The organism is Delftia tsuruhatensis, from assembly GCF_903815225.1.
Classification (GTDB): Bacteria; Pseudomonadota; Gammaproteobacteria; order Burkholderiales; family Burkholderiaceae_C; genus Comamonas; species Comamonas tsuruhatensis_A.
Window position 1 is genome coordinate 5,430,944 of sequence record NZ_LR813084.1, and the last position, 15,204, is coordinate 5,446,147.

General features: G+C 65.1%; 10 protein-coding genes and 1 CRISPR repeat array. Of the genes, 3 read left to right on the forward strand and 7 right to left on the reverse strand.

Translation table 11 applies throughout. The features are described from left to right. Positions 1–5: 5 nt before the first annotated feature. The 3 genes from L1Z78_RS24745 to L1Z78_RS24755 are packed head-to-tail and all read right to left on the reverse strand — an operon-like array spanning position 6 to position 3,284. Entirely contained in the window at positions 6–992 is a 987-nt protein-coding gene (locus tag L1Z78_RS24745) for an MDR family oxidoreductase (protein ID WP_234638981.1), read from the reverse strand. A gap of 41 nt (positions 993–1,033) precedes the next feature. Next, the gene (locus L1Z78_RS24750) at positions 1,034–2,290 is read right to left on the reverse strand and encodes a CaiB/BaiF CoA transferase family protein (protein WP_234638982.1); all 1,257 of its coding nucleotides are present in this window, start codon (positions 2,288–2,290) and stop codon (positions 1,034–1,036) included. Between the two features lie 22 nt (positions 2,291–2,312). Beyond that, positions 2,313–3,284, reverse strand: a complete 972-nt coding sequence (locus tag L1Z78_RS24755) for a Bug family tripartite tricarboxylate transporter substrate binding protein (protein WP_234638983.1) — start codon at positions 3,282–3,284, stop codon at positions 2,313–2,315. 121 nt (positions 3,285–3,405) lie between these two features. Here L1Z78_RS24755 and L1Z78_RS24760 point away from each other — a divergent pair, with 121 nt between their 5' ends. From L1Z78_RS24760 to L1Z78_RS24770, 3 genes are all read left to right on the forward strand, one after another. After that, complete coding sequence (locus L1Z78_RS24760; protein ID WP_234638984.1) at positions 3,406–4,350, forward strand: LysR family transcriptional regulator; 945 nt, start codon at positions 3,406–3,408, stop codon at positions 4,348–4,350. Between the two features lie 149 nt (positions 4,351–4,499). After that, positions 4,500–5,258, forward strand: a complete 759-nt coding sequence (locus tag L1Z78_RS24765) for a sulfite exporter TauE/SafE family protein (protein ID WP_234638985.1) — start codon at positions 4,500–4,502, stop codon at positions 5,256–5,258. A 263-nt stretch (positions 5,259–5,521) separates the two neighbouring features. Next, the gene (locus L1Z78_RS24770; RefSeq protein WP_234638986.1) at positions 5,522–5,782 is read left to right on the forward strand and encodes a hypothetical protein; all 261 of its coding nucleotides are present in this window, start codon (positions 5,522–5,524) and stop codon (positions 5,780–5,782) included. A gap of 108 nt (positions 5,783–5,890) precedes the next feature. Then, a CRISPR array of direct repeats spans positions 5,891–10,899; the repeat unit is 28 nt; unit sequence TTTCTGAGCTGCCTACGCGGCAGCGAAC. A 130-nt stretch (positions 10,900–11,029) separates the two neighbouring features. Here L1Z78_RS24770 and cas6f read toward each other — a convergent pair. Genes cas6f through csy1 form a run of 4 tightly spaced genes read right to left on the reverse strand, consistent with a single transcriptional unit; the run spans position 11,030 to position 15,203 of the window. Beyond that, positions 11,030–11,596, reverse strand: coding sequence for a type I-F CRISPR-associated endoribonuclease Cas6/Csy4 (gene cas6f, locus L1Z78_RS24775; RefSeq protein ID WP_234638987.1), 567 nt, complete (start codon positions 11,594–11,596; stop codon positions 11,030–11,032). A 5-nt stretch (positions 11,597–11,601) separates the two neighbouring features. Next, a complete protein-coding gene (csy3, locus tag L1Z78_RS24780) occupies positions 11,602–12,630 on the reverse strand; it encodes a type I-F CRISPR-associated protein Csy3 (RefSeq protein WP_234638988.1) in 1,029 nt (342 codons plus the stop codon). Positions 12,631–12,684: 54 nt separating this feature from the next. After that, entirely contained in the window at positions 12,685–13,755 is a 1,071-nt protein-coding gene (gene csy2, locus L1Z78_RS24785; RefSeq protein WP_234638989.1) for a type I-F CRISPR-associated protein Csy2, read from the reverse strand. Continuing rightward, positions 13,752–15,203 carry a type I-F CRISPR-associated protein Csy1 gene (gene csy1, locus L1Z78_RS24790; protein ID WP_234638990.1) on the reverse strand — a complete coding sequence of 484 codons (1,452 nt, stop codon included), beginning with the start codon at positions 15,201–15,203 and terminating at the stop codon, positions 13,752–13,754. Before csy1 ends, csy2 begins: the two co-directional genes overlap by 4 nt. Position 15,204: the final 1 nt, after the last annotated feature.

The following is a 15,204-nucleotide window of genomic DNA, read 5'->3' on the forward strand; positions in this document are numbered from 1 at the left end:
GGGCCTCAGCGCGCCGTATCGATGACGATCCGGCCGCGCACCTGGCCGGCAAGCAGCCTGTGCGCCAGCGCAACCGCATCGGCCAGACCCGCCTCTTCGGTATTGCGCTCCAGCACCTCGCGCGGCAGTTCGGCAGCCAGCCGCGCCCAGGCCTGCTCGCGCCGCGCCTGCGGCGCATAGACGCTGTCGATGCCCAGCAGCGACACGCCACGCAGGATGAACGGTGCCACGGAAGCCGGCAGGTCCAGCCCCTGGGCCAACCCGCAGGCCGCCACGCAGCCGCCGTAGCGCAGGCTGGCGCACACATTGGCCAGCGTATGGCTGCCCACGCTGTCCACGGCCGCCGCCCAGCGCTCCTTTTGCAGCGGCTTGCCCGGCGCATCCAGGCTGCTGCGCTCCACGATCTCGGCCGCGCCCAGCGCCTTCAGATGCTCGGCCTGTTCGGGCCGCCCGGTGCCGGCGTGCACCTCGAAACCCAGGCGCGACAGCAGGGCCACGGCAATGCTGCCCACGCCGCCATTGGCCCCCGTCACCAGCACCGGGCCGCTGGAAGGCGTGATGCCATGCGCCTGCAGCGCCATCACGCACAGCATGGCCGTATAGCCGGCCGTGCCTATGGCCATGGCATCCCGTGCGCTGAAGGCCTCGGGCCGGCGGATCAGCCAGTCGCCGTTCACGCGCGCCTGCTGGGCGAGCCCGCCCCAGTGCGTCTCGCCCACACCCCAGCCATTGAGCAGCACGGCGTCACCGGGCTGGAAACGCGCGTCCTCGCTGTCCAGCACCGTGCCGGCCAGGTCGATCCCCGGCACCATGGGGAACTGTCGCACCACGGGCGAGCGCCCCGTGATGGCCAGTGCATCCTTGTAGTTGAGCGTGGAATGCGAGACGGCCACGCGCACCGCGCCGGCGGGCAGGCTGGCTTCGTCCAGCTCCACACACTCGGCACGGGTTTCACGCGGTACGGGTTGGGTCAGCAGCAAGGCTTTGAACATGGGGTCTCCAGCAAGGCAGTGGCAAAGGAATACAAAGGCAATCAGGACTGCGGCGCGCCAAGCACGCCGCTGCGGCACAGGCGGGCGATGGCCTCATCCGCCATCCCCAGCTCACGCAGCAGCGCAAGGTTGCCATCGCCCAGGACGGGGGCCGGCGCACCTGGCAGGGGCTCGGCATCCATCCACCGGAACCCCAGCCCCGGAGTGTCCACCGCAGCGCCGCCAGCGCCATAGCTCACAGGTGACACGGTGCCGGCGGCGCGGGCCTCGCCCAGGAATTCACCCAGGCGCCGCACCCTGGCGGCAGGCACGCCCACGGCGTTGAGCCGGGCTTCCATGTCCCGTGCACTGCGTGCGGCGAAGGCCTCGGCCAGACATGCCTGCAGCCGCTGCAGCGCGGACGCATCGCGCGCGGCGACAAAGCCGCCCTCGGGCGCGTTGAAGGCATCGAGGTCGAGCAGCGTGGCGTCCTCGCACAGGGCATCGAGTTCCAGCACTCTGGCGAGCCTGCGGAACTGCTGCGGCGTGTTGGCGGCCGTGGACAGCCAGCCGTCGGCGCACCGGTAGGTGTCGGCCGCCGGGCTCCCCGTATAGCCCCGGTTGCCCACGCGCCGTGGCTCCACGCCGTGGGTGAGCCAGGTGCAGGCATGCGGGTACATCAGCATCAGCGAGGCCTGCAGCATGGAGGCATCGATGTGCTGGCTGCGCCGCTCGCCAGGCGCCCAGGCGTTGCGCTGGTGCAGGGCCGCCGTGACCGACAGCGCCCCCAGCATGCCCACGGCCACGTCGATCACGGGAAAGCCCACCTTCACGGGCGGAGCATCCTCGTCGCCCCCGGCCATCATCATCATGCCCGTGAGCGCCTGCACCACATGGTCGTAGGCGCCCCGCTGCGCCCACCCGCCCTGCTGGCCGAAGCCCGAGATCGAGCAATACACCACGTCCGGGCGCAGCGCGCGGATGTCCTCGTAGCCCAGGCCGTGGCGCGCCACCACGCCGGGGCGGAAGTTCTCGATGAACACATCGGCCGTGCGCGCCAGGGCACGCACGATGTCCGCGCCCTCGGGCTGGCGGATGTCCACCGCCAGCGAACGCTTTCCCGCATTGAGCGCCACGAAGCCCGAAGGCATGCCGCCCCCGGGCTCGCCGGGCGCCCGGCTGTTGCGCATGACCTCGCCACGCGTGGGCTCGACCTTGATGACCTCGGCCCCGAGCTGGGCCAGGTAGTGCGAGGCCAGCGGCCCCGCGATCACGTGCGACATGTCGATGACGCGCACTCCTTGCAACGGCTTGTCCATTCCCGTCCTGCCTTTCCCTGGTTCAGCTGTTGGCGGTGATGCCCGCCAGCTCGATGATCGCGGCCCACTTGCGGTTCTCGCTGCGCACGAAATCGGCAAAAGCCTGCGGCGAGACGCTGGCCACGGCCTCATTGCCCACGGCCTCGAAAGAGGCGCGCAGCGCGGGCTGCGCGGTAGCCTGGCGCACGGCGGCGTGCAGCCGCTCGACGACGGCAGCCGGCGTCCTGGCCGGGGCCCACAGCCCGAACCACGACTCCTGCACCGCCAGCTCGCTGCCCAGCACCTCCTGCAGCGTGGGCACCTCGGGCAACTGGGCCAGGCGCTTGCGGCTGGTCACGGCCAGCGCACGCAGCTTGCCGCCCTGCACCTGCGGAATGCCGGTGCCCGCCACCGGGAACGCATACTGCGTATCGCCCCGGATCAGCGACGCCGCGATCTCCACGGACCCCTTCAGCGGAATGTGCGTGACCTGCAGACCCGCCAGCGAGGCCAGCGTGGCGCCCGCCAGATGGGCCGAAGTGCCTATGCCGCCCGAGCCGTAGTTGGCCTGCGCGGGCCGGGCCTTCAACCCGGCGACCAGCTCCTGCGCCGTGCGCCAGGGCGCATCGGCGCGCACCACCAGCACCGTGGGCGAGGACGCCAGATTGCTGACCGGCGCGAAATCGCCGACGGGATCGAAGCGCAGCCCCGGCTGCAGCAACTTCTGGATCAGATGGGTGTTGGAGCCCATCAGGCAGGTGTAGCCGTCGGCGGGCTGCTGCGCCACATACTGCGCGGCCAGCACGCCGGCCGCGCCCACCTTGTTCTCGATCACGATGGGCTGCCCCAGGATCTCCCCCAGCACCGGGCCGGCCTGGCGCAATTGAACATCAGGCCCGCCGCCAGCCGCATACGGAGAGATCACCCGCACGGGGCGGCTGGGAAAGGCACTGGCCCGCGCCAGGGGCCACGCGGCGCCTGCAAGGCCGCCCGCCAGAAACACTCGTCGGTCCATGGTCCTGTCTCCTTGTCGCTTGTCGTCGTGGGTCCAGGATAGGACGGCGATCCCATATCCAATAGTGATATGTTTGGATGGATAGAAAACCTCTGGTAATCACTCCAGCCACGCCCGCACCATGCACGACTTCGACCCGCAACGCCTGCTGTCGCGGCTGCGCTTCAAGCACCTGCAACTGCTGCTGGCCCTGCGCCAGGGCGGCAGCCTGCGCGCCGCGGCCGGCCTCATGCACCTGACCCAGCCCGCGCTGAGCAAGGCGCTGGGCGAGATCGAGGCGGCCTTCGGCGTGCCCCTGTTCGTGCGCCATGCGCGCGGGCTGGAGCCCACCGCGCAGGGCGAGATCGCCCTGCGCGGCGCGGCCATGCTGCTGGCCGAGCTGACACACCTGGGCCAGGAGGCTGCCCAGCGGTCGGCCATCACGCTGCTGCGCATCGGCACCCCGCCCTTCGTCGCCCAGGGCTACCTGCCCGGCGTGCTGGCCCGCATGGCCCGCCAGCAGCCCCATATCCGGGTACAGCTCAAGGAAGAGCGCGTGCCCCTGCTCGTGCAATGCCTGCTGGACGGACAGCTCGACGCCCTCATCACCAGCTACCCCACCGAGCTGCCCGAAGCCGCAGGCCAGCCCCTGCGCTACGAAAAACTGTTCGACACCGGCTTTGCCGTCATCGCCCCCTTGGACCACCCGGCAGGCCGCGCACGCGGCAACCGCTGGGAAGACCTGGCACGCCAGCCGTGGATCCTGCCCGCACCCAGCTCCATGCTGCGCCGCATGATGGAAGAGGTGTTCCGCCGCGAAGGCGTGATGGCGCCCACCCCGGTGATCGAATCCACCAGCCCGTTCACCAACCTGCAGCTGGTGCGCGCCGGCCTGGGGCTGAGCGCCGTGCCCGAATCCACGCTGCAGGCCTCGCCCCGCGCGCTGGGCGTGCGCAGGCTGCACGTCACGCCCGCCATCTCCACGGGCCCCGTGGCCCTGATCTACCGCAGCGCCGTCGCCAACCCGCGCGTGCAACTGCTGCGCGACACGCTGGGCCTGACGCCCGAGGAACCCCAACCGCCGTAGTCGACCAGGGCATGGCCTGTCCTTTTTTGCAAAACAGCACTGACCCGGCCTCCATGCAGATGCGACAGCTCCTGCCCTGCCCCAGCCACTAAGATCGGTCCCCAACCAAAAACAGCCTGGCCCCGCCAAGCACCGGAGGAGACAACACCATGTGGGACATCGCCCTGCTCATGACCGCCGCCTTCGTGGCCGGCGCGCTCAACGCCGTCGCCGGAGGCGGCAGCTTCCTGACCCTGCCCGCCCTGGTCTTCACCGGCGTGCCACCCGTGGCCGCCAATGCCACGGGTACCGTGGCCCTGCTGCCCGGCTACGCGGCCGGCGCCTGGGGCTTCCGGCAGGATATCGAACCCCCACCCGGGCTGGGCATGCGCGGCGTCATCGCGCTGTCGCTGCTGGGCGGCTCGCTGGGCGCGGCCCTGCTGCTGGTCACGCCCGACCACCTGTTCCGCAAGGTCGTCCCCTGGCTGCTGCTGGCCGCCACCGCCATGTTCGCCTTCGCGCCCCAGCTGCGCCGCTGGGCATCGAAGGGCGCCAGCGAGCATGCAGCCCATGCCAGCCCCATCAAGGCCGGCGCCGGCATGCTGGCCGTGGCCCTCTACGGCGGCTACTTCAACGGCGGCCTGGGCATCCTGCTGCTGGCCCTGTTCGGCCTGCTGGGCCAGACCCGGCTGCACGCCATGAACGGCATGAAGAACCTGGTCTCCGCCCTGCTCACCGCCATCGCCGTCGCCATCTATGCGGCCGGCGGCGTGGTGCAGTGGGAACAGGCCCTGGTCATGATGGTGGCCGCCACCGCCGGCGGCTACGGCGGCGCCCGCCTGGCACGCCGCATCCCGCCCGAATGGCTGCGCGCGGGCATCGTGCTGACGGGGCTGGTGATGGCGGGGGTGTTTTTCTGGCGGCAGTGAGGCGAGGGCGTGTGCCAGGCTTTCCTGGCCTGTGCCCTGGGCTTCGGCGCCTGCAAAATCTCGGCGCCCCTGCGCGCGACATCACTTCTCCATGGCCCGTCTTGCTGCGCAAAGAGCCGCAGGCTGCACGCCTGATCAAGGTACTCAAACGCCACGACGTACCATTGGAAGTCATCGAGCAATCCCAACGGGAAGCAGCAGCGCAGCGGCCCGCGTGCCTGAAGCCGGTGCACAGGCACGCATATCACCTCTCAGGAAATGCCATGGAAGCACTCGCCTATCTTGTCTTTGCCTTGCTGGAATTCGTTGCCCTGTTCACCGCACAGGCGCTGATTCATCTTTTCAGCCGGGGCCGCTGGCAAAGCGAAGGCATTCATTCCGACAGGCACCGCATCCACAGCGGTGCTGGCGCGCTTTCGTACAGGATCGGTGGCCGGCGCGTCATCACCACGGCAGGCCAATCGGTGATCGGGTTCGCGTTCTATTTCGCGGCCGTCAGCCTTGCCATCTACTGGCTGTCCTGACGAAAAAACGCCTTGCTACCATCTCCGTATGCCTACTCATATGCACAGTCCTGTGCCTATCGCCAAAGATAGGCGATAGGACGGGGCCGGGGAATCAGGGGGCTATCTCATCTGAGCTGCCTACGCGGCAGCGAACGGCCACATGGAAATCACCGGCACTGCCCCCACTTTCTGAGCTGCCTACGCGGCAGCGAACGCCCGGGGTTCGTGAAGTCAACCTACCCAGCATTTCTGAGCTGCCTACGCGGCAGCGAACCGTTGGGGTCAGCCTAGGCGTTACTTGGCCGTTTTCTGAGCTGCCTACGCGGCAGCGAACATCGCCAACTGCCTGGCAGGACGTGGCTATAGTTTCTGAGCTGCCTACGCGGCAGCGAACTGCCGGGGCCACGCCACCGGGACAACGAACTGTTTCTGAGCTGCCTACGCGGCAGCGAACAAGGCCGGCAGCGTCACTGACACCGAGCCGTTTTTCTGAGCTGCCTACGCGGCAGCGAACGAGGGGATGACGGCCGAATATGTGAGGCACAATTTCTGAGCTGCCTACGCGGCAGCGAACGCAAATGCCGCATTCATCGCAGAGGCCGGCACTTTCTGAGCTGCCTACGCGGCAGCGAACGGGAGACCTGGTACTGGTCGGGCTACAGCGAATTTCTGAGCTGCCTACGCGGCAGCGAACATGAGCAACCAGATCACGACCGTGGACCAGCTTTTCTGAGCTGCCTACGCGGCAGCGAACCGCCCAACAGTCGAATAGACATCCGCAGGACATTTCTGAGCTGCCTACGCGGCAGCGAACACGACGTGCCCGAAGGCGGTGGTGGCCCCTCGTTTCTGAGCTGCCTACGCGGCAGCGAACGAGCGAAGAAGCCGCAGGACGCCAGCGTCACGTTTCTGAGCTGCCTACGCGGCAGCGAACCCGAGACAACCCGTTTTCCACGAAGAGCCGCGTTTCTGAGCTGCCTACGCGGCAGCGAACTGCGCCGTACAGACCGACCCGCTTCCAGTTGCTTTCTGAGCTGCCTACGCGGCAGCGAACAGGATGTTCAGACACCAGAGGAATGTCCGGCTTTTCTGAGCTGCCTACGCGGCAGCGAACTCGAAGGCAAGGCCTGCACGTTCGCGCGTCCTTTTCTGAGCTGCCTACGCGGCAGCGAACCGCAGGTCTACTACAACTACCCGTACAGCCACTTTCTGAGCTGCCTACGCGGCAGCGAACAGGAGTTCCTGACGATCAACCGCGCGAAGACATTTCTGAGCTGCCTACGCGGCAGCGAACTGCTTGGCGAGGCCATCACCGACTTGGTGAAATTTCTGAGCTGCCTACGCGGCAGCGAACACTCCTTCCGGGGTGCACCTGGGCGACAAGACTTTCTGAGCTGCCTACGCGGCAGCGAACATGACTTCGTGGCCAGAGGAGTGAGGGGGATATTTCTGAGCTGCCTACGCGGCAGCGAACGCGATGTTGGCTGGCTGCCAGACATTCCCTCATTTCTGAGCTGCCTACGCGGCAGCGAACGTTGCGGCCTTCAATGACGGCGCCGATGGTCATTTCTGAGCTGCCTACGCGGCAGCGAACACAGGCTTTGCGCGGCTCTTGAGCATCGTTCTTTTCTGAGCTGCCTACGCGGCAGCGAACCAGAGCTCAGCGCCGCGCGGCAAAGAAGCAGCTTTCTGAGCTGCCTACGCGGCAGCGAACCAATCCAACTCGGCCGCTGTCTCCTTCAGCTTTTTCTGAGCTGCCTACGCGGCAGCGAACGGCGCGGGACAAATCAAGGTCCGTGCAAAGCATTTCTGAGCTGCCTACGCGGCAGCGAACTCCAAATACGATTCGACAAAGTTCCATCTGTCTTTCTGAGCTGCCTACGCGGCAGCGAACTAAATAGCGGCTGAATCTCTGGAGCCTTGACTTTTCTGAGCTGCCTACGCGGCAGCGAACAGAAGGAACGCCCACGGCCACCCTCTACCCAGTTTCTGAGCTGCCTACGCGGCAGCGAACGGCGTGCTGATTGAGAACCGGCCGGCCATCGATTTCTGAGCTGCCTACGCGGCAGCGAACCGCAAATTACATGACGCTACGCGCTGCAATCATTTCTGAGCTGCCTACGCGGCAGCGAACAATCGATGTTGCAAGCGATGCGTGCCGCGAGTTTTCTGAGCTGCCTACGCGGCAGCGAACATAGCTAGCCCCCTGCCGCAGACGCGAGGACATTTCTGAGCTGCCTACGCGGCAGCGAACATCCTTACGGCGCGGAGCCTGTCCTCGTGGATTTTCTGAGCTGCCTACGCGGCAGCGAACGCAGGGCGCATCCCTTCGGGACCGGGCTCTATTTTCTGAGCTGCCTACGCGGCAGCGAACAATTTCGTTCCCGGTCTTGCTGTGCTCGTGTGTTTCTGAGCTGCCTACGCGGCAGCGAACTGGGCCGCCATCCTTGCCAGACAGCTCCTGGCTTTCTGAGCTGCCTACGCGGCAGCGAACTCCGTCGCGGACTTGGTGACACGCGATGACTTTTTCTGAGCTGCCTACGCGGCAGCGAACAGCGAGACCGCCAGCAGGGGCTGCCGCGCGCTTTTCTGAGCTGCCTACGCGGCAGCGAACTCCGGGGTTCGTGAAGTCAACCAACACGACTGTTTCTGAGCTGCCTACGCGGCAGCGAACGACCCTGCACATGCCTTCATGGCATCGATGGTTTTCTGAGCTGCCTACGCGGCAGCGAACGTACCGTGCGTACAAATGCTGCCCTAAGTGTTTTTCTGAGCTGCCTACGCGGCAGCGAACCTCACGGGCAACACCAACGCGCGGCCCTTCGTTTTCTGAGCTGCCTACGCGGCAGCGAACTTCGTGGACAACCTGCGCGCCGTCGTGCTGTATTTCTGAGCTGCCTACGCGGCAGCGAACCAGGGCGCACAGGGCACGCGGCTGCAGATCGATTTCTGAGCTGCCTACGCGGCAGCGAACCTCGACGCATACGCACTCTGCCGGTCCACATTTTTCTGAGCTGCCTACGCGGCAGCGAACGCATCACGAAGAAGCAGCGCCAGGGCAAGGGCTTTCTGAGCTGCCTACGCGGCAGCGAACGATGATGCCGCTTTGGCCCCTGGCTTCAAGCTTTTCTGAGCTGCCTACGCGGCAGCGAACCATGGAGTGGGACGAAAAAAACCACTGGCAATTTTCTGAGCTGCCTACGCGGCAGCGAACGGTCACGCGCGCCCATTCGTCGTCCGTGAGCTTTTCTGAGCTGCCTACGCGGCAGCGAACGGCAGACTGATGCTTCAGATTCTGGGAGCGATTTTCTGAGCTGCCTACGCGGCAGCGAACGACGTGACCAACAACGGCGGCGCCGGTGGCACTTTCTGAGCTGCCTACGCGGCAGCGAACGCAAACGCAAGCCGGTGCCCGTCATCACACCTTTTCTGAGCTGCCTACGCGGCAGCGAACTAGTGATGCATGCGATGAGTGGCGTACTCTTCTTTCTGAGCTGCCTACGCGGCAGCGAACTGCAGCTTTAGCGCAGGCGCCGCGGCCGCAGCTTTCTGAGCTGCCTACGCGGCAGCGAACAATGGCAGCGTGAGCACGAATGCGCAGCTCCTTTTCTGAGCTGCCTACGCGGCAGCGAACCTCGAAGCTCAGCAAGACAGCGTTGCAGCTCATTTCTGAGCTGCCTACGCGGCAGCGAACCTCGAAGCTCAGCAAGACAGCGTTGCAGCTCATTTCTGAGCTGCCTACGCGGCAGCGAACCGATCCCGTTGGCGGTATGGGCAAGTTGTGGTTTTCTGAGCTGCCTACGCGGCAGCGAACACCCAGCTCCATCGCAAGCGCGCCAGCGGGCATTTCTGAGCTGCCTACGCGGCAGCGAACAGACCCCCGGCGCAGGGCTGTTGGCCGGCTTGTTTCTGAGCTGCCTACGCGGCAGCGAACTCGTGCGATGCCCCAAACGCTTGCCTGCGTCTTTTCTGAGCTGCCTACGCGGCAGCGAACCTGGCGCAGGTGCTCCAGCTCGGTGATGCTGCTTTCTGAGCTGCCTACGCGGCAGCGAACGCTCCAAAAAAAGAAGGTATTGAATGGATTTTTTTCTGAGCTGCCTACGCGGCAGCGAACACCGCAAGGCACCGAGACACTCCCAGAGCACCTTTCTGAGCTGCCTACGCGGCAGCGAACAGGACCATCGAGCCACAATTCTTTCGCTTTCTTTTCTGAGCTGCCTACGCGGCAGCGAACTGCTGCGCTCCCGTTGCCCCAGCGTCGGTACTTTTCTGAGCTGCCTACGCGGCAGCGAACGCCTTCTTCGCAGCGGGAAGGTCGAAGTGGATTTTCTGAGCTGCCTACGCGGCAGCGAACGAAGTGCGGCGCATGGCCCCATCCGCCCTCGATTTCTGAGCTGCCTACGCGGCAGCGAACGCGACGATGACAACGGGCACGTGCTGCACAACTTTCTGAGCTGCCTACGCGGCAGCGAACACTGGTCGCGAACAACGGCAAGGACGTGCCATTTTCTGAGCTGCCTACGCGGCAGCGAACTGAGGGCGCAATCTACCGCCATGAAATCACTATTTCTGAGCTGCCTACGCGGCAGCGAACTTTCCGCGCCAATTCTCAAACTCTTTTTGTAATTTCTGAGCTGCCTACGCGGCAGCGAACGTGTAGGCACAACACGAACTCCCGGCTGAATCCTTTCTGAGCTGCCTACGCGGCAGCGAACGCCCTGATCAAGGGCGCACTTGACCAGGTTGATTTCTGAGCTGCCTACGCGGCAGCGAACATGGGACCGGGAACGAAACGCGCTATCCACCATTTCTGAGCTGCCTACGCGGCAGCGAACCCCGCACTCCATCACCGCCAGCCCAGCTTGCTTTTCTGAGCTGCCTACGCGGCAGCGAACGGAACGAAACGCGGCAAGAGTTGACATGGGGCTTTCTGAGCTGCCTACGCGGCAGCGAACGCGGTGCGCTCTCTCACTGAGCCGCTGGACACTTTCTGAGCTGCCTACGCGGCAGCGAACGGCAAGCTGCCGGTGTTGCGCAAGTACCTGGATTTCTGAGCTGCCTACGCGGCAGCGAACTTGAAGCGCCCCATCACGGCGCGCACCGTAGATTTCTGAGCTGCCTACGCGGCAGCGAACTAGACAAAAATCCTCCCAATTCATGGATTTTTAAAGAACTTTCACCCCAAACCCGAAAACACCCCAAAATTCCGAGGCGTCGCCAAGTTGTTGATTTGAAAGGCGACCCCACAGGCCGCCAGAAAAAGGGTCAGAACCAGGGAACAGCAGCTCCCAGGCTCAGCCCGTAGGTGTTGAAGCCCTCCTGGCCCGCCATGCCCTGCACCGCTTTCTGCTCCACGAACAGGCAAAACGGCTGGCCGGTGCTGGCGCTGCGCAGTTGCACGTAGGGCAGGTCCGGGGTGCGCTCCACGCTGTCGGGGATGGCGGCAGCGGCCTGCTCGGCGCTTTCTCCCTTGCGGCGCATGCGGCGGCGGCGCAGGCGGTCGGGGCTGGTCTTGAATTGCCGGCGTTGCACGAGGTAGGGCACGGCGCCCTCTGGTACCAAAGCTGGCGGCGTGCAGTGCACGTGATCGCGCATGCCCTGCAGCCAGGGCTGTTCCATCAGGCCGCGCAGCGCAGGTTCACTGCCATGCAGGCGCAGGATGGTGCCCAGAGTGCGTGGACGCAGGCTGTAGCCGGGAAAGCTGATGCCTATGTCAGCGCTGCCCAGTTGCACCAGGGCGCGGTGCAGCTTGGCGACCAGCGCGCCCAGCAGGTGGGCATGGCTGAACTCCGGGTCGGGCAGCAGCGTGATGTCGATGTAGTGCGTGGTCATGGCGCTCAGCTCGCATCGCCAAACACGCCGCCACGGATCAGCACGGCCATCACGAAATGCTGCTGCTCCACGGCGGGCGCCTTGTCCTTGAGCAGCCATTCGTCCAGCAGTGTGTAGAAGTCCTGCTTTTGCCTGGGCTGGCGGTAGGCCTTTCCCTGGGTGGTGACGGAGCCATAGGGCTCGACCGCGATGGGTCCCAGGTCCTGCGCGCCGTCGTACCAGGTGTCGATGGTGCGCAGGGCGTTGCCGATTTTCTGGGAGTGGATGGCGGCGACTTCCTGGCCCTTTTCGCCGATCTGGTAGAGCGTCTTGCTCTTCTTGGTGCTGGCCTTGTCGAGAATCAGCTCCTGTGACGGGAAGACTTCCTGGCCGGCGCCCAGCCGCACGAAGGCCGTGATCTGCAGCAGCACATGGCGCCGGCCGGCCAGGCCGTCGGCGATCACGGCGCCCAGCGACTGGACTTGTTCGTCGAGTCCGTCCAGCTTGCGCAGGTTCTGCGCCAAGGCGTCGAAGGACCACGCCTTGGCCGCCTTGCCGTCCTGGAGATGGACCACCTGCACTTGCACGCTTTCCGCGCCCACGCGGTTGCGCCACAGAAAGCGGCCGCTGGCCAGGTTGGCCGCATAGCGGTTGCCCAGTTCAGTGAATCCGTGGCCCGCCACATAGGCATGCACGATCTGCGCCAGCCTGGCCTGGTATTCGGCGCTGTTGCAGGCCGAGGGCGTGCCCGCGCCGGCCAGCACGCGCAGCGTGAACTGCACCTTGAGCGTGTCGGCATCGGGGGGCAAGGCGGCTACGTCCACGGTCTGCAGGTTGGGGTTTTCGATGGCGGCGTCGAGCTTGGCGGGGTCCTGGTCCTTGGTCTTGAGGCGGTTGGAGATGGTGCCGCGCACGGACTTTTCCTGCAGCCGCACGGGTGCCCAGGATGCGGATGCGGCCTGGTCGTCCCAGCGGCCTGCGTGGAAGACGGCGTCGGAGGGGTCGAGCTTGCGTTCGAAGGCGAGGACGGAAGCGGTCTTGAGAGCGTTCGACATGGTGATCAATCCTTGGGCAATGCGTTGTGAAGGTCGGAGCAAAGAGGACGGTGCTCAGGTGTAGGGATAGGCGTCATCGTCGTCTTGCGCCCCGGTGTCGGCGGGGTCTGCGGCGCCGTCGATCTGGGCCGGGTCAGGCGCATAGCCACTGCGGCAGCGGTACAGGCCCCGGGCCTCATCGGTTTCGGCGTGCCAGAGCAACTGCTCCAGGTGCGTGAGGCGGTGCGGGCTGATCCATTCGCCCAGGGAGTACACCGACTCCACGAAGCGCAGCGGCGTCGTGGCATCGCGGCTGTTGAGCACTTCACCCGCCGCATGCGGGGGGGACAGCGCCGCATAGCCCACGGGAATGGGCACGGTCCAGCCGCTGCCGGGGCCGCGCCAGGGGTCGGCCCAGGGCTGCTTGCCGTCGGCGGGCGCAGGCTGGCCCGGCTCGGGCGCCACGGGCTCATGGTTGAAGCGCGCGGCATGCAGCCAGGCGTCGAGCAGCGTGGTCTGCGGGGCCTTGGCGCGCAACCGCTGCAGGCGGTCTGCCAGCAGATCGTCCCGCCCCACCAGGGCGAAGCCGGGCAGCCACTGGCGCCGCCATTCGCGGAACTGGCGGCTGCGCTCCGTGGCGTCTTCGGCCAGCACGGACAGCCTGGGGCGCACTCGCCGGCCCGGCGCGGCACGGGTGGGCAGCAGGCTGCCGCCCGCCACACGCATCTGCGATAGCACCTCGCCGGCCTTGTCGGCCCATTGCTGCATCTGCTCGCCGGCACCCTGCACCAGGGTGGCCGCCGTGCCTGCGGCGCGTTTTTCCGAGACGGTGAAAACCAGGGAGATATCGAGGTGGATGCGGCCTTCCTCGACGATGGCGGCCGTGCTGCCGTCCTTGTCCACCGGGTTGCGAGTGAGGTTGAAGCTGCGCACATAGCCCTGGGTCACCTGCTCCTGGTGGTGGTGGCAGACCACGCCCACCGCATGCAGTCGCAAGGGGATGCCGGCCTGCGCCAGTTTGCGCTCCAGCGCCCACATCAGGCCGGTAAAAGCCGTGATTGACGGGAAGCCGTGGGTGAGCGGGCTGGAGATGGCGTTGGCGTTTTGCACGCGCAGATGGGGAAAAGTCAGGATGGCTTGCGTCATGCCGCCCCCTCCTTGTGCCCGACCAGCTCATCGTGTGTTTTGCGTATGGGAATATAGGCCGGCGCATCCAGCCGTTTACGCAGCTCGCGCAGTTGCTGCACAAAGCCGTCCTCGTCGGTGAGCAGTTCCTTTTTCCACTCGCGTGCTTCGGCGTCGCCGACGGGCAGTTGGCCAAGGAGCTGCTTGTTGAGCCAGTTGGCGAAGCGTTTGCCAACCTCTGCCGGCCAATCCATCTTTAGCCACCTGTCAGCGAAATCAGCCTCGCCAGGCAGTTCGGTGCGCAGAGGGTCCAGCCACAATTGCTCTTCAGACACCAGACGCTCAAAGCGCTCGGTCTCGCGCGTCCACCCAGGTGCAAGCGCCTGCTGCAACTCGCCGGCCAAGGACACCATCTCATCGAGAAGCTCGTCAATCAGTGAACTGCGGCGCTGCCGGGTTTCCAGGTTTGGCGTCGGATCAGAAGCGAGAAAGGCGCGCAGTTCTCGCACGGTCTTGCGCACTTGCGGGCGGCCAATGAATACCTTCTCGAACACGGAACTGGCGTGCACAGGCAGCCGGATCTCGTTGCTGCGCCAGACGGGCGGCAGTGAGGCCAGCAGATAGTTCGTACCCAAGCGTTCGCTATTGAGATGAGAGATGTTTTGTGGCTTTGTTCCACCCATCTTTTGCACCGCCAGATGGAGATACTCATGACATACGCCGTCGTATGCTTTCTTGTCCTTACGCGCTTGGCGAGCAGCCTTGTTGGTTTCACCAAAGCGATGCTGATGAACCTGCTTGTAAACCTCATGCACCAGCGATGCTGGGTATAGCGGCGCAAGGATTTCATATGCCTTGTCATCAGACGGATCAACTCCCTTTGCAAGCCAGTAGATTTGCTTGCTGCGCCCATGCACCGCTGGTTTGGGGCATTTCTCATCCAGCAATCGTGACCACGGCAATGGCTTATCGGTCTCGCCATCAGTGCCTTGGCTGAATGCAAACATCACATCATCGTCATGAGATGCCAAAAGGGAACCCAGCGTCTGCCCCTCAAACGGACAATCCAAGAGCAGATACAGCTCGTATGCGGCCGCGTTGTATGCGCCATCTCCAGTGGTATCCATCAAACCGTTGCCGGGCGCCAGGACATGGGAACCAATTTCTTTGAGCGAAGGGAGCCCGGAAAAATCCACTGCGAGGTTCGTAGCCTCCTTGACCTTCAGGTCTGGATGAATTCCCTTTGCGGTATGGCTCGCCAAGGCAATTGCCGGGGCTGCTCTGCCCCCTTTTTCCAGAATCGAGGCTAGCTGGTACTTTTCCTGCGCATCTTCCTTGCGCTTTCTTGTAGCAGCGTCGTCCTTTCCCTCCAAACGGGTCAAAGCCGCCCGTAATCGCGTCGCAACATGATCCAGCATGATTTGCAGGACCTTCAAGCTTCGCTCTGTAGGTTGCGTTACTTCGGTCAAG